Source organism: Thalassospira lucentensis, assembly GCF_011806425.1.
GTDB classification, from domain to species: Bacteria; Pseudomonadota; Alphaproteobacteria; order Rhodospirillales; family Thalassospiraceae; genus Thalassospira; species Thalassospira lucentensis_B.
Genome location: NZ_JAATOV010000002.1, coordinates 804,670 through 825,998, shown reverse-complemented (window position 1 = coordinate 825,998; position 21,329 = coordinate 804,670). Strand labels below are relative to the sequence as shown.

General features: G+C 54.0%; 20 protein-coding genes and 1 tRNA gene. 11 read left to right on the top strand and 10 right to left on the bottom strand.

Annotation, left to right across the window (positions count from 1 at the left end):
• The first annotated feature begins 106 nt into the window (after nucleotides 1–106).
• From HCZ99_RS09305 to HCZ99_RS09295, 3 genes are all read left to right on the top strand, one after another.
• On the top strand, nucleotides 107–1,381 hold the full coding sequence (locus HCZ99_RS09305; RefSeq protein WP_167446643.1) for an HlyC/CorC family transporter: 1,275 nt from the start codon (nucleotides 107–109) through the stop codon (nucleotides 1,379–1,381).
• A gap of 217 nt (nucleotides 1,382–1,598) precedes the next feature.
• Nucleotides 1,599–2,048 (top strand): CBS domain-containing protein, encoded by a 450-nt coding sequence (locus tag HCZ99_RS09300; protein WP_167446642.1) that lies wholly within the window; start codon nucleotides 1,599–1,601, stop codon nucleotides 2,046–2,048.
• A 154-nt stretch (nucleotides 2,049–2,202) separates the two neighbouring features.
• Entirely contained in the window at nucleotides 2,203–2,829 is a 627-nt protein-coding gene (locus HCZ99_RS09295) for a DUF2889 domain-containing protein (RefSeq protein WP_167446641.1), read from the top strand.
• 158 nt (nucleotides 2,830–2,987) lie between these two features.
• Here the strand turns inward: HCZ99_RS09295 and HCZ99_RS09290 are convergent, their stop codons facing one another.
• The 3 genes from HCZ99_RS09290 to HCZ99_RS09280 all read right to left on the bottom strand — a co-directional run bounded on the left by HCZ99_RS09290 (nucleotide 2,988) and on the right by HCZ99_RS09280 (nucleotide 5,334).
• On the bottom strand, nucleotides 2,988–3,644 hold the full coding sequence (locus HCZ99_RS09290; protein ID WP_167446640.1) for a c-type cytochrome: 657 nt from the start codon (nucleotides 3,642–3,644) through the stop codon (nucleotides 2,988–2,990).
• On the bottom strand, nucleotides 3,644–4,897 hold the full coding sequence (locus HCZ99_RS09285; RefSeq protein ID WP_167446639.1) for a PQQ-dependent sugar dehydrogenase: 1,254 nt from the start codon (nucleotides 4,895–4,897) through the stop codon (nucleotides 3,644–3,646). The genes HCZ99_RS09290 and HCZ99_RS09285 overlap by 1 nt, the downstream gene beginning before the upstream one ends.
• A gap of 137 nt (nucleotides 4,898–5,034) precedes the next feature.
• Nucleotides 5,035–5,334 carry a BolA family protein gene (locus tag HCZ99_RS09280; RefSeq protein ID WP_167446638.1) on the bottom strand — a complete coding sequence of 100 codons (300 nt, stop codon included), beginning with the start codon at nucleotides 5,332–5,334 and terminating at the stop codon, nucleotides 5,035–5,037.
• A 161-nt stretch (nucleotides 5,335–5,495) separates the two neighbouring features.
• On the opposite strand from HCZ99_RS09280, the gene HCZ99_RS09275 reads away from it, so the two are divergent.
• The 5 genes from HCZ99_RS09275 to HCZ99_RS09255 all read left to right on the top strand — a co-directional run bounded on the left by HCZ99_RS09275 (nucleotide 5,496) and on the right by HCZ99_RS09255 (nucleotide 12,447).
• A complete protein-coding gene (locus HCZ99_RS09275; protein ID WP_167446637.1) occupies nucleotides 5,496–6,146 on the top strand; it encodes a DnaJ domain-containing protein in 651 nt (216 codons plus the stop codon).
• Nucleotides 6,147–6,376: 230 nt separating this feature from the next.
• Nucleotides 6,377–7,384 (top strand): cobaltochelatase subunit CobS, encoded by a 1,008-nt coding sequence (gene cobS, locus HCZ99_RS09270; protein ID WP_167446636.1) that lies wholly within the window; start codon nucleotides 6,377–6,379, stop codon nucleotides 7,382–7,384.
• 57 nt (nucleotides 7,385–7,441) lie between these two features.
• Nucleotides 7,442–9,370: a cobaltochelatase subunit CobT gene (cobT, locus tag HCZ99_RS09265; RefSeq protein ID WP_167446635.1), complete on the top strand. Its 1,929-nt coding sequence runs from the start codon at nucleotides 7,442–7,444 to the stop codon at nucleotides 9,368–9,370.
• A 28-nt stretch (nucleotides 9,371–9,398) separates the two neighbouring features.
• Nucleotides 9,399–10,250, top strand: a complete 852-nt coding sequence (gluQRS, locus tag HCZ99_RS09260) for a tRNA glutamyl-Q(34) synthetase GluQRS (protein ID WP_167446634.1) — start codon at nucleotides 9,399–9,401, stop codon at nucleotides 10,248–10,250.
• Between the two features lie 133 nt (nucleotides 10,251–10,383).
• The gene (locus HCZ99_RS09255; RefSeq protein ID WP_167446633.1) at nucleotides 10,384–12,447 is read left to right on the top strand and encodes a putative bifunctional diguanylate cyclase/phosphodiesterase; all 2,064 of its coding nucleotides are present in this window, start codon (nucleotides 10,384–10,386) and stop codon (nucleotides 12,445–12,447) included.
• A 92-nt stretch (nucleotides 12,448–12,539) separates the two neighbouring features.
• Here HCZ99_RS09255 and HCZ99_RS09250 read toward each other — a convergent pair whose 3' ends face one another.
• Nucleotides 12,540–12,728, bottom strand: a complete 189-nt coding sequence (locus HCZ99_RS09250; RefSeq protein ID WP_167446632.1) for a hypothetical protein — start codon at nucleotides 12,726–12,728, stop codon at nucleotides 12,540–12,542.
• Nucleotides 12,729–13,311: 583 nt separating this feature from the next.
• Here HCZ99_RS09250 and rpmB point away from each other — a divergent pair.
• Together rpmB and HCZ99_RS09240 are read left to right on the top strand one after the other, a co-directional pair.
• A complete protein-coding gene (rpmB, locus tag HCZ99_RS09245) occupies nucleotides 13,312–13,605 on the top strand; it encodes a 50S ribosomal protein L28 (RefSeq protein WP_167446631.1) in 294 nt (97 codons plus the stop codon).
• 374 nt (nucleotides 13,606–13,979) lie between these two features.
• Nucleotides 13,980–14,546 (top strand): HNH endonuclease, encoded by a 567-nt coding sequence (locus tag HCZ99_RS09240; RefSeq protein WP_167446630.1) that lies wholly within the window; start codon nucleotides 13,980–13,982, stop codon nucleotides 14,544–14,546.
• A gap of 85 nt (nucleotides 14,547–14,631) precedes the next feature.
• Here the strand turns inward: HCZ99_RS09240 and HCZ99_RS09235 are convergent, their stop codons facing one another.
• On the bottom strand, nucleotides 14,632–15,144 hold the full coding sequence (locus HCZ99_RS09235; RefSeq protein ID WP_167446629.1) for a disulfide bond formation protein B: 513 nt from the start codon (nucleotides 15,142–15,144) through the stop codon (nucleotides 14,632–14,634).
• A 46-nt stretch (nucleotides 15,145–15,190) separates the two neighbouring features.
• Nucleotides 15,191–15,778 (bottom strand): YqaA family protein, encoded by a 588-nt coding sequence (locus tag HCZ99_RS09230; protein ID WP_167446628.1) that lies wholly within the window; start codon nucleotides 15,776–15,778, stop codon nucleotides 15,191–15,193.
• 223 nt (nucleotides 15,779–16,001) lie between these two features.
• Between HCZ99_RS09230 and HCZ99_RS09225 the strand changes: the two genes are divergently transcribed.
• Nucleotides 16,002–16,087: transfer RNA gene (locus HCZ99_RS09225), tRNA-Leu, on the top strand.
• Between the two features lie 460 nt (nucleotides 16,088–16,547).
• Here HCZ99_RS09225 and HCZ99_RS09220 read toward each other — a convergent pair.
• The 4 genes from HCZ99_RS09220 to HCZ99_RS09205 are packed head-to-tail and all read right to left on the bottom strand — an operon-like array spanning nucleotide 16,548 to nucleotide 21,328.
• The gene (locus HCZ99_RS09220) at nucleotides 16,548–17,990 is read right to left on the bottom strand and encodes an amidase family protein (protein WP_254869531.1); all 1,443 of its coding nucleotides are present in this window, start codon (nucleotides 17,988–17,990) and stop codon (nucleotides 16,548–16,550) included.
• A complete protein-coding gene (locus tag HCZ99_RS09215) occupies nucleotides 17,965–18,882 on the bottom strand; it encodes a 2-hydroxyacid dehydrogenase (RefSeq protein ID WP_167446627.1) in 918 nt (305 codons plus the stop codon). The genes HCZ99_RS09220 and HCZ99_RS09215 overlap by 26 nt, the downstream gene beginning before the upstream one ends.
• Entirely contained in the window at nucleotides 18,879–20,498 is a 1,620-nt protein-coding gene (locus tag HCZ99_RS09210) for an ABC transporter ATP-binding protein (RefSeq protein WP_167446626.1), read from the bottom strand. The genes HCZ99_RS09215 and HCZ99_RS09210 overlap by 4 nt, the downstream gene beginning before the upstream one ends.
• Nucleotides 20,495–21,328, bottom strand: coding sequence for an ABC transporter permease (locus HCZ99_RS09205; protein ID WP_167446625.1), 834 nt, complete (start codon nucleotides 21,326–21,328; stop codon nucleotides 20,495–20,497). The genes HCZ99_RS09210 and HCZ99_RS09205 overlap by 4 nt, the downstream gene beginning before the upstream one ends.
• Nucleotide 21,329 lies beyond the last annotated feature (1 nt).

Genomic DNA, 21,329 nt, shown 5'->3' with positions numbered 1-21,329 from the left:
TCAATGGTCAGAACAGTGAAGTCGTTGACGTTACGGTATTTGACCTTACAACTGATTTGGCGGACATCTTCGTTCGCGTGTGATCACTCTTTGGAGACGGCCCTGAATGACAATCACGATTGTCGTGATTTTTTTCCTGCTGATGTTGTCGGCATTCTTTTCTGGCTCGGAAACCGCGCTTACGGCGGCGTCGCGTCCGGTCATGCATCACAAGGAACAGGATGGCGATCTCAGGGCTGCGACGGTTAACCGCCTGCGCCAATATCAGGAACGCTTGATCGGGGCGATTTTGCTGGGCAACAACTTGGTCAATATTTTGGCCTCTGCCTTGGCAACGTCGGTGATGATCGAACTGTTTGGCGAAAATGGCGTTGTCTATGCGACGATGGCCATGACCGCACTTGTTCTTGTGTTTTCGGAAATCTTGCCAAAAACCTATGCGCTGCAGCATGCCGATACCATGGCGCTGCGCGTCGCACGCCCGATGAGTATTCTGGTGGTTGTTTTTGCGCCGATCACCCAAAGCATTCAGGTGGTGGTTCAGGCGACTTTGCGCCTGTTTGGCAGCGGCGAAGGACCTGGGCTGGATAGCGAACGCGAATTGCGCGGTGCCATTGAACTTCATGCCGATGACGTGGTGGTGGGTGATCACCATGCGGAACGCACCATGTTGCACGGCGTGCTTGATCTTGAAGATGTTGGTGTTTGGGAAATCATGGTGCACCGTCGCAAGGTGCAGATGATCGACATTACCCGTCCGATCGAAGAAATTCTTGAAACGGTGCTGGCAAGTCCGCACACGCGTATTCCGATTTACGAACAAGATCCCGATAACATCGTTGGCGTTTTGCATGCCCGCGAAGTGTTAAAGGCCATCGTGCGCGGATCAAAACCGACAACCGCCAAAGACGTGCGCGAACTGAGTTCCGACGCATGGTTTATCCCCGATTCAACCACGCTTGCCGATCAGCTTAAGGCGTTTAAGGAACGGCACGAGCATTTTGCAATTGTGGTGGACGAATACGGTGCGTTCGAAGGTGTCGTATCGCTTGAAGACATCTTGGAAGAAATCGTTGGTGATATTGCCGATGAAACCGACGTCGAAGTGGTCGGTGTACAGCCGCAAACCGATGGATCGGTGATTGTGCGTGGCGATGTGACCATTCGCGACTTGAACCGTCGTTTTGCATGGCGTTTGCCCGATGAAGAAGCCGCAACGGTTGCGGGGCTTTTGCTGTATGAGACCCGGCGTATTCCCGATGTTGGTCAGCAATTCCGTTTCCACGGGTTTGAATTCGAAGTGCTGCGCCGTATTCGTAATCAGGTGACGCGCATCAGGATGCGCGAAGTTACTGATTTGACCACGGATGATCGCGAATAGGGCAATTGTCTATGCGGGTTAGAGACAGGCTCGATTTTCCCCTTTGGCGTAAACTGTTTTAAGTTTTTCGACTTATGGGTTAGAATCGGGTTTGAGCTCTTGACCCGAAGGATCGCAGGGCCACTTCGACATAAGGCCCCTTTGCGTTGGTAAGCGTGCGTTAGATGATCTGACTTGGGTTGGGCATGTGGCAACAGCAATCCGCAAAGGTATAAGCATGGATACGAAAATCGTACCAGGCGTGGTCAAGGAACAATCCATCGCGACCCTCAATCCCGCTGATTCCGTTATGGATGCCGTCACAATGATGACGGAACGGACAATTGGCGCCGTTATCATTGTTGATAGTTCCGCAAAACTTGCGGGCATCTTTACCGAACGTGACCTTGTGAACCGGGTTATTGCAAAGCGCGAAGACCCGTCGACCACACCACTTTCCAAGGTCATGACCGCCAATCCCGATACATTGGGGCCCAATGATACCGCGATGAATGCGCTGGAATTAATGAGCGCGCGTCGCTATCGCCACCTGCCGGTTGTTGATGGGGATAAGGTGATCGGCATGGTGTCGATCCGCGATTTGTTTAACGTGGTCAAAGCCGAACTTGAAGAAGACGTGCGCGAACGCGAAAAGTTCATCTTTGGTTCGGACTACGGTGTTGCGTAATCCAACGGCCTATCTTTCCTGATCTCTGTTTTAAAACCACCAGTCGGTTATGGGGTGTCTCCCACAGCCGTCTTTACTGTTTTGGCGTGTTTTGGCTTTGTTGCTTGACATCGGGCGGGTGAACGACTTTACGTTTACGTAAAGGAGAATTCCCATGCCATTATCCCGCCCCACCGCCCGCGAGCATATCCATACCCGCAATGTGACCTGTCAGGGGTTTCGTCGTGAAGATGGGTTATGGGATATCGAAGGGCATATCACCGACACCAAATCATACGGTTTTGCCAATCATGATCGTGGCGAAATCCCGCCGGGCGTTCCCGTTCATGAAATGTGGATACGGGTTACCGTGGGCGATGATTTGGTCATTCGCGCGGTGGAGGCCGCAACCGATTACGCGCCGTTTAACGGGTGTGACGCCATTGCGCCCGCCTATGAAAAACTGGTCGGGTTGAAACTGGGGCCGGGCATCCGAAAGCAGATCCGCGACCGGGTAGGCGGCATTCAAGGATGCACACATCTGACCGAGCTGATGGGACCGGTTGCGACCACGGCATTTCAAACGATCTTTCCCATCCGTTCGCGCGAAGCCGAGGAAAAACGCCGCGCCCAGTCACAAGAAGGCCAACCCTCACAGGATAGCGTTGTCGCGCCCAAAAATCAGAAAATGCCCCTGATCAATACTTGCCATGGCTGGCGCAGCGACGGGGAAGCGGTCAAGCGCATTGCACCCAATTTCTATACGGGAAATGAAGATATCGACGGCACGCGAGAACCGTGAAATCCGCTTTGATGCGTGCCCGTGCGTGCTTGCCACATATCATTGTGCCGGTCATTGAACGCGACACGGGGATGTTCTGCCGGCGCTGACCATAGGACCGGATGTATCGTCGGCAGGACGCCATAAACGCTGATCGCACCCCGCCATCATGCAGTGACTTACTTTCCCAACGGATCGGTTATTTTCAGATCAATCTTGCTGTACCAATCAGATGCCTGCTGCATTTCGGTATCGGTCAGGTCCTTGGCAATCGGCGTCATGACGTCATGCACACGTTTGCCAGCCCGAAACGCCTTAATCTGGGTTTCGATGTAAATGTTGGTTTCCGCGGCTAGATTGGGTGCTTCGGGCAATTCGGAAATGCCGTTTGCACCGTGGCACCCGACGCATAATTGTGGTGCGTCATCCTCAGTCTTGCCAGGTGGCAGGGTTGCCGCAACGTCAAAATGGTTGAACCATGTTGCGACGTCTTTGATTTGCGCGTCGGACAATCCGCGTGCGACCACACTCATCATTTCATGTTCGCGTTCGCCACTTTTGAACGCATGCAATTGCTTCATCAGATATTCAACGGTTTCGCCGCCAATATGCGGGGCGATTGGAATGCGCGCCATACCTTCAAGACCATGACAGGTTCGGCACATGCCCGCAATCTTGCGTCCGGCTGTCACATCGCTGTTGCTTTGGGTGATTTCAACGAGGTTGGTTTCCGTGCTGGCGGGGGCAGGGGTGGCCGCAGGGGCGGTGGCGCTTTGCGCCCAAAGATCCCCGGCGGGCAAAAGCCCGCCAAGGAGTACCATGATCACACTACGCATCAATTGCCCTCATACCAGATGCGGTAAAGCGCACCGGCAAGATCATCTGAAACAATGATCGACCCGTCGCGCAGTTGGGCAACATCTACCGGACGGCCAAGGTATTCGTCATTTTCGTCGATCCAGCCTTCGGCAAAGGGTTCGGTGCTGGTGTTTCCCTCGGCGTCAATAAACGTCACCATCACACGCGCCCCAACCGGTGTTGTACGGTTCCATGACCCGTGTTGGGCCGAGAAAATCGCGTTCTTGTATTTGGCCGGGAACATCTTGCCCGTATAGAAGCTCATGCCAAGATCGGCGGCATGGGCAACGGTTTCGACCGCTGGCATAACGACGTCATAGGGCACTTCTTGTCCGGCATATTCATTGGTCCGCACGTCACCGCCGCCATACCATGGATGGCCAAAATGTTGGCCTGCTGCGGTCTGATGATTGATTTCGCCGGGCGGAATGTCATCGCCCATGCCATCGACCTGATTGTCAGTCCACCACAATTCGCCGGTTTCGGGGTGAAAATCATGGCCGACCGAATTGCGGACCCCGTATGTATAAACCTCGCGGTCGGAGCCGTCGTTATTCATACGGATGATGCCGCCCATCCCGACCTGACGATAAAGATCAAGCTTTTCAGGCGGCGAGACGTTAAAGGGCTGACCTAGCGAGATGTAAAGCTTGCCGTCCGGGCCGATTTTGCAAACGCGTGCGGTGTGGTTGTAGCTTTCTTCTTCTGGCGGAATAAGGTCACCTTGCTTGACGACATTAAACGCGGCAACATCCGGGCTTTCATAGAAAAACTCGGCTGCCGGGAAGGTCAGAACGCGGTTTTGTTCGGCAATATAAAGCATCCCGTCGGGTGAAAAACACGGGCCGTTCGGAATGGCAAAACGAAGTGACGGCGCGAAGTCCTTTACCTCGTCTGCGATACGGTCCTTGTTCCGGTCGGTCACCGACCAGACCTTGTCCTTGCGCGTGCCGACAAACACAACAACGCCTTGCGGGCCGACAGCGATATGTCGGGCATCAGGTACAACGGCATAGAGTCCGATTTTAAAACCGGGCGGCAGAGTGATGCCTTCAAGGGTCTTTTTGATCCCGGCGGCGTAATCGCCACCCTGTTCAATGACAATGAAGTTTGTCGTTCCGGTTGATTGGAAGTTTGAGAGTTTTTCGAGATTGTCCGGTGCAGGTGCTTGCGCATGTGCGGTTCCGGATAAGACAAGGGCAATGGTCGCCCCAATAAGGCGCTTGGTCATTACATAGTCCTCCCGTTTGATACAGATACCATTGGCCGGTACCCGCGCTGCGCCTGCATAGGGTGCAAGAACAGCTTGTACCTAAGGCATGCGCTCAAACGGAAGGATCGTCTAGGTTGATTTCACAATGCGGAAAACTATTTATTGGTTTTGGTTTCCATGGCCGCGTCATATTCGGCAGGGGTCATGGTTTTAAGGGCCAGTGCATGTACCCGGTCTTTTAGCAGCGCATCAAGTGCGCCATAGACAAGCCGTTGACGGTTTACGCGGTTTTCGCCATCGAATTTATCCGAGACCACCAAAACAGAAAAATGGGACTCGCCGCGCGGGTCTGCGCCCGAGTGACCGGCATGTTTGGACGAATCATCGATGATTTCGAGTTTCGCTGGGGTAAATTCGGTGGTCAGGATGTCACGGATCTGATTTGCGACCTGCATGATAAGGGCCTCTATTTCCATTGGATGTTTGCAGATCACTGCAAAAAAAACGAACTGTAAGTCAGGTTCTGTCATGCATAGGCACTTTTTCAAGCCTTTTATCGCATTAAATCGAACCGTATGATATTGCGAGCAGCGATATCCAGAACATATAGACGCAGATGAACCGAGGACACCGCAACAAGCGCAGAACGCTCTACCATGACGAACCGGTCTTGCCCAAATGTGATTGGCCAGACTGCGACGGTCATGGTGAATTTCGTGCGCCCAAAGATCGCAAGCTGAACGAGTATTATCAGTTCTGCCTTGAGCATGTGCGCGAATACAACAAATCCTGGAACTACTACGCCGGCATGAAGGCCGAAGACATCGAAAATGACATGCGCCGTGATACCCATTGGCAGCGGCCAACGTGGCAGTTTGGTCATATTCGGGGTTCGAAAAAGCCGTTCAATTTCAAATTCAAGGACGGTTTTGGCTTCTTTAACGAAGACGGCGATCAAACCCATCATGGCCCCGGCGAAGAAGGCCGTGCGCGCGCAGAGCAAAAACGCAAAAGCGAAGAAGCCCAACGTCGTGCCGGCGCACTTGGCATGCCGTCCGAGCAACAGCAGGCAATGGCGACCCTTGATCTGGGCTGGCCTTTTACCCGCGATGAGTTGAAATCAAAATATAAGGCCCTGTCCAAGAAGTATCACCCCGATGCCAATGGCGGGGATAAGGCGGCAGAAGAACGCTTTAAAAAGATCAGTGCGGCATATTCATCGCTGATGAGCTACATCCGCGACCTTGAAGCCCGCGTTTCCCTTTAACCCCAGTTCTTATTTGGCGGGGGTTTGGGCCAGCCTTTTTGCGAAATCCGATTGCCAAAACGATGCGTAGGATGGTGTGATCACGCGTCCGAAACACCGGTCCTTTTTGCGGCGATAAAGATTTTTTACGCATCTGCCCTTTGAGGGATGCGACTTAGCCGCTATTAATGAACCAGTTTAGTGAAACGACCGCGTCACCAGCGCCGGTCCAAGATAATGCGCGAGTACTTATGAGCCAAGGTTACGAAGCGACAGGTGTAGCGGCTGAACATCCGTTTGATACGCCTGATACCACCATTTCCGTGCGTGAGACGTTCGGGATTGATGTCGATATGGATGTCCCGGCTTTTAGTCAGGGCAGCGAGCATGTCCCAGCGATTGACCCGACCTATCGGTTCGACCGCGATACCACGATGGCGATTTTGGCCGGCTTTGCCTATAACCGTCGCGTGATGATTCAGGGGTATCACGGTACGGGTAAGTCGACCCATATCGAACAGGTGGCTGCACGTCTTAACTGGCCATGTGTGCGTGTGAACCTTGATAGCCATATCAGCCGTATCGACCTTATTGGTAAAGATGCGATTGTTCTGCGCGATGGCAAACAGGTTACCGAATTCCGCGAAGGCATCTTGCCATGGGCGCTTAAACGCCCCGTCGCGATGGTGTTTGATGAATATGATGCCGGTCGCCCGGATGTCATGTTCGTGATCCAGCGCGTTTTGGAAGTTGATGGTAAATTGACCCTGCTTGATCAGAACAAGGTCATCCATCCGCATTCGCATTTCCGCCTGTTTGCAACGTCAAACACGGTTGGCCTTGGCGATACCACTGGCCTGTATCATGGTACCCAACAGATCAACCAAGCACAGATGGACCGTTGGTCCGTTGTTGCGACGTTGAACTATCTGTCGGTCGAAGATGAAACCAACATCATCGTTGCCAAGGTTCCCGACTTTGATACGCCAGACGGCCGCAGCAAGGTCGAAGCAATGGTCGCATTGGCCAACTTGACCCGTCACGGGTTTGTTGCCGGTGACATCTCGACTGTCATGAGCCCGCGTACCGTGATTACCTTGGCGGAAAACACCAAGATTTTCGGTGATGCGTCTTATGCCTTCCGCGTGACGTTCCTGAACCGTTGTGATGAAGTCGAACGCCCGATTTTGGCTGAGTATTATCAGCGTTGCTTTGGCGAAGAACTGCCCGAAGAAGCCATCAATGTGATGGTGCGTTAAGCAGTTCCCATGGCGTTAAAGCAGATCGGCGATTTGGTTCCCAAGGCGGGTGAGACAATGAAAAATGATGAGGCTCTTTCCGGGTTTTTGCGCGGCACGGCGGCGACGTTTCGTGCGCTTGCTGGGCGCAACGATTTGGAAGTCGGCTTTGTCAAAGGCGGTCGTCCGGGCGGATATGGTGAACATGTCCGCCTGCCGATGCCAAAGCAAGCCATGCCAAAGGGTGAAGTTGCCGATTTGCGCGGTGTTGCAGATGGCTGGGCGCTTAAGATGCGTCACCACGATGCGGCCCTGCATGCGCGCCGTATGCCCGAAACTGCCGAAGCACAAGCTGTCTATGACGCGCTTGAAACAGCGCGTTGCGAAGCAGTGGGATCGCGGTATTTCCCAGGTGTGCGCAAAAACCTGCACGAACATTTCGAACAGGATTGCCATACAAAGGGTTATCACCGTCTGACCGCCCAAGAAGACGCACCGTTTGCCGATGCGATCGGTATGCTGGCGCGCGAGGTTTTTACCGGCGAAAAGGCCCCTGAATCGGCCCGTCCGTTGATTGATCTGTGGCGGTCGCATATCGAAGAAAAAGCAGGGGCCGATCTTGGCGATCTGCGCGATGTGCTTGATGATCAGGATGCCTTTGCGCGCAGCATGCGCCGTTTGCTTGATCATTTGTCGCTTGAAGATGACCTTGGTGATGATTCCCCGCCCGACCAAGATAGCGAGGATGACGAAGAACAAGGTGGCGAAAACGACCCTGACCAAGACGAAATGGAAAGTCAGGGCGGCCAGCAGGGACAGAATGACGAGTCTGAACCCGATGGCAGTGACGAGCAGCAAGATGCCGGTACCGAGGACGCCGAAGCAGGCGAGGGCGATATCGATGATCAGCAGCTTGAAGCCATGTCGCAGGAAGAACAGCCTGCCGGTCCGGGCGAACAGCCTGAATTCGATGGTCGTAACGAACCGCTCGAACGCGGCTATGAGCCATTCACCCGCGAGTTTGATGAAATCGTCACCGCCGATGAGCTTTGCGAAGGGCTTGAACTGTCACGTCTGCGGGCGATGCTGGATAAGCAGTTGGCGAATTTGCAAAACGTGGTGTCACGTTTGGCCAACCGGTTGCAGCGCCGCCTGATGGCACAGCAAAACCGTGGATGGGACTTCGACCTTGAGGAAGGCATTCTTGACGCTGCCAAACTGGCACGGATTGTCTCGACCCCGTCGACTTCCCTGTCGTTCAAGCAGGAACAAGATACCGATTTCCGCGATACGGTTGTCACGCTTCTGATTGATAATTCCGGCTCGATGCGCGGGCGCCCGATTACGATTGCGGCCCTTTCGGCCGATATCCTTGCCCGCACATTGGAACGGTGCGGGGTGAAGGTCGAAATTCTGGGCTTTACTACCCGTCAGTGGAAAGGTGGCCAGTCGCGTGAACGTTGGGTCGATCAAGGCAAGCCGCCAAAACCTGGCCGTCTGAACGATCTGCGCCATATCATCTATAAGGCCGCCGATACGCCGTGGCGCCGTGCGCGCAAGAACCTTGGTTTGATGCTGCGCGAAGGGTTGCTTAAGGAAAATATCGACGGCGAAGCCCTGCTTTGGGCGCATGAACGGCTTTTGGGCCGGTCGGAACAACGTCGGATCATGATGGTGATTTCCGATGGTGCGCCGGTCGATGATTCGACCCTTTCGGTAAATTCGGGCAATTACCTTGAACGGCATTTGCGCGAAGTCATCGACTGGATCGAAACCAAATCGCCTGTCGAATTGATGGCGATTGGTATTGGTCACGATGTCACCCGATATTATCAGCGTGCTGTGACCATCAATGATCCCGAAGAACTCGGCGGGACCATGCTGCGCGAATTGTCTGATCTGTTTGAAGAACAAGGCGCACGCCAACCCAAACGCCCGTTGCGTCATGTTCCGGCCGATAACGGTCAGGCGCGCGATCGTGCCGCGGGTGATCGCGACCGCTGGTAACAGTCAAAAAGGGGACGGTGCTGACACCATGACAGCGATTACCCGATTTGCCCCAAGCCCAACCGGCTATCTGCATCTTGGCCATGCGGCATCCGCCCTGTTTTCGTTTAAGCAGTCGGAGCCACATGGACGTTTCCTGTTGCGGATCGAAGATATCGATCAAACCCGTTTTCGCCACGAATTCCTTGATGCGATCTATGAAGATCTCGCGTGGTTGGGGTTGGAATGGGAACACCCCGTTCGCGTTCAATCAGACCATTTTGATGACTATCAGGCCGTGCTTGATCGCCTGACGGATATGGAACTTTTGTATCCGTGTTTTTGCACGCGCAAAGACATTCAGGCCGAAATCGCCAAAATCGGTAATGCCCCGCACGGGCCTGATGGCGCGCTGTATCCCGGTACATGTCGCCATTGCTCCCGACAGGAACGCAAGGAACGTATTGCTGCGGGGGAAAGTTATGCCCTGCGTCTGGATATGGCCGCAGCCATAAAACGCGCTGGTCACGAACTGGTGTGGTTTGACCGCGCGGCAGGCCGTCAGATCGCCACGCCCGAGATTTTTGGCGACGTGGTTCTGGCACGTAAAGACACGCCAACCAGCTATCACCTTTCGGTTACCTTTGATGACCACCTACAGGGGATTAGCCTTGTTACACGCGGCGAGGACCTGTTTTTCGCCAGCCACTTGCACCGGTTGCTGCAAGAAATTCTTGGCTATTACGTGCCTGAATATCATCATCACGGGCTTCTGACCGGGCCGGACGGCAAGCGATTTGCCAAGCGCAATAAATCGATGACTTTGCGATCAATGCGTGAACGGGGACTTGATCCCAAAGATGTAATTGCTTTGACTGATGCATTCCAAAGTCAAAAATAGTGTTTCATTGAACTAAGTTAAAAGACCTATAGTCCTTTTGTATCAGCATTAAGCGTATATTCGTTCTGGCTTGAGTTAGTACGTATGTATAGTATTGTTGATACTTATTGCGTGGCAGGGGCGAAAAGCACGGATGGATCAAGAAGCCATCAGTTTGGTCAAAAAGTACTTCTGGCGCTTTATTGGTCCAAACATCGGTCAGCAAGCAGATGAGAATCTGACCGGCAAAGTGCGTCGCGACCTCCTCGATCTTGCATACCGAAATAGCTGGGCGAATATCCTCGTCAATCTGTCCGCCGGGGCGGGATTGCTGCTGATGTTTTGGCTGCGTGACGAGCTTGTCCTTAGCACCGTGATCTGGTTTGCCAGCGTGTGCGTGGTGTGTGCTGTACGCATTTGGGACGGTTTTCTGTATCGCAGAAAACGTCGAAGTGTTGAAAATTTTGATCCGGATGAATACCGAATTTGGCGTCATCGCTATGCTGCGGGTGTTTTCATTGCCGTCATGCTTTGGGCGGTGCTTGCTGTCCTTAAAATCCCGGTGGTCAGCGGCGATAGCGAGTCCTTGACCTTGATTGTCTATGCCGGGCTGGCTGGCGGTGCGACGGGTATTTTTGCGCCGATTTTCTTTGTCGGCCGGGTCTATCTTTTAATCTTGTTGGGCCCGCCGATTGTTTTGCTGATGATGGCGGGGGATAATTACATTCTTCCGGGTCTTGGCGTTGTATTCCTGTTCGTGATGTTGGCAACGCATCGTAACAACCATGCGATTTTGTTTCGGTCTTTGGTTTTGCATCACCGAAACGAAGGATTGCTTGCGGATTTACGGCACAAAAACCGCGTTACAGAGAACTGGAACGCAACCCTTGAAGCGCGCGTTGCCCAGCGCACAGAAGAACTTCGTCAGCTGGTAATCCATGACACCATGACGGGTCTTTTGAACCGCGATGGGATCATTGCCTGGTTCAATGATGTCTGTTCGCGTGGCGAAAACTTGGATTATGCGGTTCTGTTCATCGATCTTGATCACTTTAAACAAATCAATGACGGGCTTAGTCACGCCATTGGTGATGAAGTTCTTCGGTTGGTTGGCGCGCGGTTACAACAATTTGATGGTCCGCGTCAGGCGGTGGGGCGTTGGGGCGGGGATGAATTCCTGATGGTGTTGGCGGCATCCACCGGTGATCTTCATTCCGACGTAATGGCAACGATCAAAAAGACCCGCGAAGCGGTTAATCGTCCGCTGAATGTTTCGGGTCATACCTTGCATGTTGGTTTTAGTACCGGGGTGGCCTTCTCAACACGCCACAATCCAGATATTTCCGAATTGATCCACTGGGCGGATCTGGCCGCAGCCGAGGTCAAACGCGATGGCCGCGGGAGCGTGCATAACTACGACGAAACCCTTTTGATAGAGCAGGAACGCCGCCTTAACATCAACCAAGCCCTTCGTCGTGCGATGCCGTCGCGTGAGTTCTATCTTGAATTTCAGCCGGTGGTTCGGGCCGCTGACGGGGTTATTGTTTCCTACGAAGTGTTGTTGCGCTGGCAAAGTGCGGAACTTGGGCTTGTTCCCCCGGACGAGTTCATTCCCATCGCCGAGGAATCCGCACAGATCGTTGGCATTGGCGAATGGGTTTTGCGCGAAGCCTGTGCGACGCTGGTTGCTTGGCAGGATGTGCCGCCGACCACCAAGGTTGCGATTAACGTCTCTATCCGTCAGATCGTTGTGCCAAACTTTGTGCGCGTGGTCGAAGATGTCCTGCGTGAAACCGGTCTTCCCGCCAGCCGACTGACGCTTGAAGTCACAGAATCCATTTTTGATCAGCGTCAGATCACCCTGATTGCCGATGTCTTGTCGGTTTTGCATGGGTTGGGAATCGAAGTGCATATTGATGACTTCGGCACGGGATATTCGTCCTTGTCGCGGCTCCATCAAATTCGCGTGGACGCGGTCAAGATCGACAAGTCATTCGTTTTGAAAATGGATGAAAATGCCAAGGTCGTGATCGAAGGGGCCATTTTGATTGCTCACCGCTTTGGCCTGAATGTGATTGCCGAAGGGGTCGAGACCGAACAACAGCGTTCTGAGTTGGCCGCGATGGGGGTTGATGCCTATCAGGGGTATTTCTTTGCCCGTCCGGCCAAGGGGCCTTGCAAGGACCTGCACTGGCAGGCGACGTCCTCCACAGCCTAGACGTTTAAAGGCACATGACGGCGCATAAAAAAAACGGCCCGCCAAAACATGGCAGGCCGCATTTAATCTTTTTGCCGCGTCGTTAAGAAGACCTAGCGGCTAAAATCAATCAGCACCAAGAATGCGACCGGCACTAGGGCCAGTGCGACGTAAATCCATGCTGATGCGATTGGCACCCCAAGATGGGCAAGGACAAAGCCCACCAGATACAGCACCAGCCCGACAACTGCGACCAGCAGAATGCCCAAAAGGGGCAGCGACACTTTACTATCTGTTTTCATTTTGCACCTTGCTCTCAAAGGAAAATTTTGAACTCTATAACGGTATAGCTACCACGCATTTGCGCGCATTTACTTTGATCCGTATCAATTACATTAGCCCGCGATTAAGCAGTGCAGCCGATCGCCGCGTAAGGTGCACTGGCCCATGATTTGAATTGCAGTATGGGGCAGGGGACGAACGAGCGTCCGAAAGCCGTTTGAATGAGAATCCAGTACCTATGGGGTTTGGAAGTGGGGCTTCGGATATCACTATATATAATGTGTTGGGTCTATATATAGTCCCTTAAGGCTGAGAATCGGGCAGAAGCTCAGCGCATTTTCTATTTATTTGCGGCAAAATTGGCTGATTGGTATTGTCGCGCTGGTTTGAAATGGGGCTGACTTCTTGCGGTTGAGTTGGGAAAAATACGACGAATACCGTAAATTGGCGTCAAAATAGCCCTGATCAGCGTTTTGTCGGTTGATTGCGTTGATGAAGGCTTGACGACATTGGTCAGAGGCGGTAATAACCCGGCTCCAAGCGCGGGCCTGCGTGTTCAGGCCAAGCGTCCTTTTGCGAATTTATAGACCAGGAGATCAGGTCATGGCACGTCGCTGCCCGGTATCCGGCAAAGGCGTTTTGGTCGGCATGAATGTGAGCCACGCCCACAATCGTACCAAACGTCGTTTTCTTCCGAACCTGCAGCCGACTTCGCTGCTTAGCGAGTCGCTCGGTCGTTCGGTGCGTCTGCGTCTGACCACCAATGCTGTCCGCACCATCGAAAAACGTGGTGGTCTGGATGCGTTTTTGCTCAGCACTGCAAATGCAAAGCTTCCGGCTGACTTGGTGAAAATCAAACGCCAGGTTGCCAAAGCTGTTGAAGCAAAAGCTGCCTAATTAGGCTTCTGCTTTAAGAACAGATTTGACGAAGGCTCGCTTTTAGCGAGCCTTTCGTTTTTTCTGCCTCAATTTGGCTTGGCTTCAAGCCGCATGAATAGCCGTGCCATCTGTGATGGACGGCTTTTTTTGTGCCGTGATTATGGTTGAGACCTCTTGTGGGCGTTTGACTTGCGCCGGTACGGGGACCGGAAACGCGACTCGGCGGAACACGGGCTTTGCGCTTTTGTGAAATTGGTTTATACTTTTCTCTATCAGTGGTTTATGTGGCCGCGCCGCACGGTTTTTCGAACGTCATGATATGTTCATCAATCAAAATGTTCGAACCTGCTAAATAAAATGTGCGACTCGGTAAACACGGTGGAGCGAATGGTATGCATTTATCGCCCAATGTGTGTCCTGCACTTGTTCTTAACGCCGACTTTCGGCCGTTAAGTTACTTCCCGCTGTCTTTATGGTCCTGGCAGGATGCGCTTAAGTCGGTCTTTCTAGACCGTGTGAACGTGCTTTCGGAATATGATCGCGAAGTCCATTCGCCATCCTTTACAATGAAATTACCCAGTGTCATCTCGCTTAAGGAATATGTGCCGCTTAAAAGCAGCCCGGCTTTTACGCGTTTTAATGTTTTCCTACGCGATGAGTTTTCCTGTCAGTATTGCAATGATCGCTTACCGACCAATGAGCTGACCTTTGATCATGTTATCCCACGATCACGGGGCGGACGGACAAACTGGGAAAACATCGTTACAGCCTGTTCTGAATGCAACCTGTTTAAGGGCAGTCGATCGGTCCGTGAGGCCGGCTTGCGGCTTCGCAGGGCCCCCGGACAGCCCACCATGCACGAATTGCAGGCCACAGGCCGTCGTTTCCCGCCAAACTATCTCCATGAAAGTTGGCGGGATTTTTTATACTGGGATACCGAATTGGATTACGATTTCTAAAGACGTCGCGATCCCGGCCAAAACAAAAGCCGACGGAACAGATGCCGTCGGCTTTTTGCTGTTTAGAAATGCGATCGCGTTAACGTCAGGATGATTGCTTCATCCAGCGTGACGGCGCGATCAAACAAAAGATCGTCAAGGCGGCTGAGAAGAACACATTCACCGTTGGCATGGTGATGCCAAACAGTTTCCAGTCGATTTTGTCGCAGCGAATAATCGGCTGGGCCATCAGCTGCGCCTTAAGGTCCGCGACCGAGCTTGCCCCGCTTTCGACTCCACCACACATGGCCGGTCCTTGCCACCACAGATGCTGAACACCGACGTGGTACACCGCGATTGCCGTTCCAAATGCAAAGGCGACCCCGCACAGATACACCATAAGGCGCGCCACCTTTGGAAACCGCAGCAGCAAAAGGGCAACAACCGAAAGCCCCGCCACGATGTAATAGGGGGTGCGCTGATGCAGGCATAAAACGCAGGGCAATATTTTCTGCACATATTGCGCATATAGCGCGAAGCTCAGGCTGCCGACAGAGACCAGCAAAAGGGCAATCGGCGGAAAGGCCGGGACGTTGCGGGCGCGAAGCAGTTTAATCATCGAAGATCCGTGTTGCTTGGGTGGTTTATGTGGGCGCGAAGCCCGTTTAGCCATGGGGCAAAAGCTTAATAGCGGCAAAGCCCCCGATAAGAACCACAACAAATATGGTAAAAAGGAGGCCCAGACGCTTTTCGATGAAATCGCGTATCGCCGGACCAAATTTCCAAATCAGCGCCGCAATGACAAAGAACCGTAATCCGCGTGCGCAAATCGATGCAATGGTAAACACCACCGGATCAAGCGCCGTCACCCCCGACAAGATCGTGATCACTTTATACGGGAAGGGCGTGACACCGGCGATAAAGACCGCCCAGGCGCCCCATTCATTATAGTATTCGCGGAACTGGTCAAACTTCGCGGCATAGCCATAAAGCTCAAGCACGGGCTGGCCAACGGTCTCAAACAGGAAATACCCGATCCCATACCCAATCATCCCGCCAAGCACGGACCCCGCAAGACAGATCAGCGCATAGCGCCATGCCTTGGTCGGGGCGGCAATGATCATGGGGATCAAAAGGATATCAGGGGGAATCGGAAAAACCGAACTTTCGATCAATGCGATAAAAAACAACGCCAATCCGGCATGGCGGTGGGCGGCAAGGTTCATTGTCCAGTCATAAAGGCTGCGAAGCACGGCAGTTGCGCCCTGTTTTTATTTGTTGATCAAAATCTGAAGAAAGACGGGGAAAAGCCCCGTCAAAGGCGCGCAGATCAAAGCGCATTTTACCGATAATCGCAATGATCCTGTTCGTTGCAGGACAGATCATGACATTTTTAAACAAACCCCCATTGACCCCGCAAAATTTAACGCTATTATCCGCGCCGTTGATGGGGTGCAACATGCACCATAAAAGTCAGCCCCTGTGGCGGAATTGGTAGACGCGGCAGACTCAAAATCTGTTTCACTTGGTGAGTGGGAGTTCGATTCTCCCCGGGGGCACCATCTCTTCTCTCCTTGCTTTCAGCGATTTAATAATCGCGCCAAAAAATCTCATTCCGGCTTTTCAAAGCGGCCCATTCCGTAAACGTGTTTCGGGATACTGTCCGCAAATTGGTTTTACGACGTCGAACTAAGGCTTTTTACGCCGCTGTTTGGCGGGACGTATTTTATCCTTGGGTTGATCGCGGGCATTTTCTGGGGCGGGATATGGCCTGATATGCCTGCGCAACCTGTTCAGCCTTAACTATTCACTCGTGTAAAAGACTGTAATGGCCACATTGATGTGGAATGTGAACGTAGGAGAGGCTTCAACATGGCACGTCAAGGTATGACTACATTGTGAGAGCGGTCGACATCTCAATAGTATCAATTGCGGATTTGTATTTTCCCGCGTCACTACTGGTAATGCCGACCTGATTTTCAATTTCTAGCGATTGTGCATCAGTGATATGAGCTGTGCGCTTTATTCTGGAATCTGAGGCAAGCCGAAGCCTTGTTCAAGGACCTCACCCGCGGTCAGGCAGATGTCTTCGCGCCAAGGTGCTGCGACCAGTTGCACGCCGGACGGGACGCCGTTTTCAACACCCGTACTGATCGAGATGGCCGGAAGGCCGAGCAACGGAATGGCGATTTGGGGCAATTGGGATTCCCACAGACGGGTCAATGTTTCCGACCCTTCGAGGTCCTCGTCCTTGCGGAACGGGAGTTCAGCCGACACCGGCATCAGGACAACAGGATAGTCCCCCAGGAAGGCGCGCCAAGCGCGGACAAGCGCTGCACGGCGGATGAAAAGCTGGCTGAATGCGGCGACATCAATGGCGTTGGCCCGATCCGCATAATGTTCAAGCAGGGCGATCGCACCCGGATCGTTTTCTTGGCGCGCCGCGGTAAGTTTGGCCGCATGATCATCGGACAGCCAGAGATCAATTTGCAGATCGACGGCCTCGCGGATTTCAGGAATATCCGGGGTTTCGACTGTCCAGCCTGCAGAGCGGAACATTTCAGCGGATCGTTCGAGATCGGCGACAATACGCGGATCGGTATTGATCCCGCCCGGATGGGTAACAAGCGCCACACGGCGATTGAAATCAGGCCCGCGCAGCGGCATCGGCACACTCCATGGGTCATCGGCCGCGTAGCCCGACATGCCTTCGAGTGCGAGCCTCAGATCATCAACAGAACGCGCAAGTGGGCCTGACACGGCCATCAGCTGCGCGCCAATCGGGCGGTCCCCCCCGGTTTGATTGAACATCGGAATACGCCCATGGGTCGGGCGCAGCCCGTGAATACCACAGGCATAGGCCGGATAGCGTACTGAGCCCGCGATATCGGTGCCATGGCCGATGTGACCCAATCCAGCCGATGTTGCGGCACCGGCCCCGCCCGATGACCCGCCCGGGGTCAGGTCGGGATTATGCGGATTAAGCGTTGTGCCATGGACCTTGTTGGATGTGAACCAGCGATAGGAAAAGGCCGGTGTGTTGGTACGGCCAATGACAATCGCGCCGTTACGACGCAGGTTTTGCAAAAACGGGCTGTCGCTGGTTGCCTTCAAATCGGCGGCCAGTGTTGTGCCATTGGTGGTGGCATAGCCCGTCTGGTCAGAGATCACCTTGATGGTAACCGGAACACCTGCCAGCGGCCCGACGGGATCACCGGCGGCGATGCGGGCATCAAGGTATTGTGCCTCTGCCATGGCATCTTCGGCGCAATCCTGAACGATGGCGTTAATGGCGGGATTGACGCGCGTGACCCGGTCAAGGGTCTGGCGAATGACCGAGGTGGCGCTCAGTTCGCCATTTTTGATGCGTCGGGCCAATTCACGGGCGGAAAGGGAGTTGGGATCAATGGTCATCGGCGGCGCTACCTTTAAGTTGGGTTCAAGCTGTGAGGGGCTGTCGTTCAAGTTGGGTCCGACGGATCGAAAGAACCGCAGCCGGCGGTTCACAGATGCAAGCCACGTGGGGGGTGACAAACACCTTTGCATGGCTCCAAAGCGGGTGATCGGTCGGCAATGGTTCGGTATCAAACACATCAAGCGATGCGCCAGATAGATGGCCGCGATCAAGGGCATCCATCAGGGCACCCTCATCGACTTGCCCACCGCGACCCAGATGGATCAAAGCCGCATCCTTGGGCAATTTGGCAAGGTTTTCAGCCCCGAGTATTCCCCGCGTCTGATCGGTCAGGGGCAGGACGTTGATCAGGATATCGCTTTGGGCGAGGAAATCATCAAATGCCCCTGCACTATTCTGGGAACTGTAATGCGTTACGCCGTTTTCGGACGGGTTCGGACGGGAGCGCGAATAGCTTGCAACCGGATAGCCCAAGGCCACCAGCGCCTTGGCAACCGTGCGTCCCATATGACCAAAGCCCAAGACCCCGATGCGGCGCGCACGCGGTGACAAACCGGTCAGTTGGCGTTGCCAATGACCAATTTTCTGATTGGCAAGACAGTTGCCCATATTGCGGTGATGCCAGACGACATGAAAGGCGGCAAAACCGGCCATCTGCCGGGCCTGATCGGGATCCTCGACCCGGTGGACCGCAACCGTCGGCGGCAAGGACGGGCAAGACAGGATTGCATCAACCCCGGCCCCGATTGAATACACCGCCCTGATATTGGGATAGGGGGTGAAGGCATCAGGGGCCGGCGCGAAGGTGACCATAAAGGTCACATCTTCGGGCCGATCGATTTCGTGGGGCAGACGCAGGTCAAGCTCGGGCGCCAAGGTTTCGAAATGCGCGCCATAAATGTCGCGCAAATCAAGCTTGCTGCAAGACAGAACACCAATCATGCGGGTACTTCTTTGGTTTGTGTCCAGTTGCCGCCGGGCACGGCCGCCAGAAGTTGTCGGGTGTAGTCCTCTTTTGGCGAAAGGAAGATTTCATCAACCCGACCGATTTCAACCAATCGGCCCTTTTGCATCACGGCAATTCGGTCGCAAAGCTGGGCAGCAACCCGCAAGTCATGGGTGATAAACAGGATCGACAAGGACAACCGTTCACGCAGATCACGCAACAGATCGAGCACCTGCGCCTGGATCGACACATCAAGGGCCGAAACCGCCTCGTCGGCGATGATCAGATCGGGTTCCATCGCAAGTGCGCGGGCAATGCCGACGCGTTGACGTTGCCCACCGGAAAATTCGTGCGGATAACGCATGGCCGCATCAGCCCCCAGGCCGACGATTTCAAGTAATTCGCAGGCTTTGGCCTGTGCCTTTTCCTTTGGCACGCCGCGATTGATCGGTCCATCGGTCAGTGCCCCCATGATCCGTTGACGCGGATTAAGCGACGCATAGGGATCCTGAAATACCATCTGGACCTTGTTGCGTTGCTTGCGGAGTTCTTCCTCAGACAGGGCAGCCAGATCGACACCGCCGACCATAACATGCCCGCCATCGGGCGTGACAAGGCGGACCGCTGTGCGACCGAGTGTTGACTTGCCCGACCCGGATTCACCCACCAAACCAAGAACCTCGCCGCGCGCAACCGTAAGCGAGATATCATCCACCGCATGGACTTCGCGGACCGGTTTGAACAGCCCACCACCAGTGCGGAAGGTTTTACGCAGGTTTTTGATTTCAAGGGCTGGTGTTTCGCTGAGCGTGCGGGCCTCGGGCAGTTTTCCGGTTGGAATGGCATCGAGCAGGCGCTTGGTATAGTCGTGTTGCGGGTCTTCAAGAACCGTCTTCGCGTCACCGCGTTCAACGACCTTGCCTTCGCGCATGACGATCACCTGATCGGCGATTTCCGCAACCACGCCGAAATCATGGGTGATGAACATCACCGCCATGCCACGGCGTTCGCGCAGATCAAGAATAAGCTTCAGGATCTGGGCCTGTGTCGTGACATCAAGGGCGGTTGTCGGTTCATCGGCAATCAGGAGCCTGGGCTCCAGCGCAAGTGCCATGGCAATCATCGCACGTTGGCGCTGTCCGCCCGAAAGTTGGAACGGGTAAGCACGGATGATCTTTTCCGGGTCCGGCAGGCCGACCTCACGCACCAGATCAAGCGTTCGCGCGCGACGCTCAAACTGGGTGTAAAGATTGTGGGCAGCAAAAACCTCGGCAATCTGATCACCGATGCGCATCAACGGATTGAGTGCCGTCATTGGTTCCTGAAAGATCATTGCGACCTGTGCACCGCGCATGGCTTGTTTGTCGGCCTCCGACAGACGCAGCACATCCCGGCCTTCAAAAATTGCCCGACCGGATTTGACATCAACACCGGGTGGCAACAAGCCCATCAAGGCGTTGGCCGTCATTGACTTGCCAGAGCCTGACTCCCCCACCACGCAAAGGATTTGTCCCTTTTCGATGGCGAAGCTGACATTTTCGACGGCAAACGGGCGGTCTGCACCTTCCGGCAAGCCAATCGTCAGCCGTTCAATGGATAAAGTCTGGCTCATGCTTTGCCCTTTCGCGACAGATGCGGATTAAAGGCATCATTAAGGCCCTCACCGATCAGGTTAAGTGCCAAAACGGTGATCACGATGGCGATACCTGGGAAGAAGCTGAGCCACCAGCTTGTGCGGATGACCGTGCGGGCAGCGCCAATCATATAGCCCCACGACATGGAGTTAGGATCGCCCAAGCCGAGGAACGACAGCGAACTTTCAAGCAGGATCGCGGTTGCCACCATCAGCGACGCCATGACGATAATCGGCGACACCGTGTTGGGCAGCACCTGACGGATCAGAATGTGCGGTTTTGACAGACCTGCCAAACGTGCGGCATCGACAAATTCGCGGGTGCGGATCGACATGACCTCGGCGCGTACAAGACGTGCGACCGGCGGCCAACTGACAATCGCAATCGCCACTGTGATTGAGGTCAGGTTCGGTTCAAAAATCGCGACCAGCACAATGGCCAGCGCGAAGTTGGGGATGGTCTGGAAGAACTCGGTAAAGCGCATCGCGCCTTCGTCGACATAGCCGCCATAGAAACCGGCCAATGCGCCAAGCGGTACACCGATCAACAAGGCAACCAAGGTTGAAACCAGCCCGACAAGAAGGGAAACACGCGCACCATAGGCAAGTTGTGCGGCGACATTACGCCCAAGCGTATCAGTGCCCAACGGCAGACCATCGACAGACATTGGCGGCAAGAAGGGACGTTGCACCATCTGCCACGGCCCATGCGGGAAGAGCATGGGTGCAATAACGGCAATAACAATAACGGCAATCAACAGGGCGACACCAACCATGGCACCCATATTGCTTCTGAAACGTTTCCACATG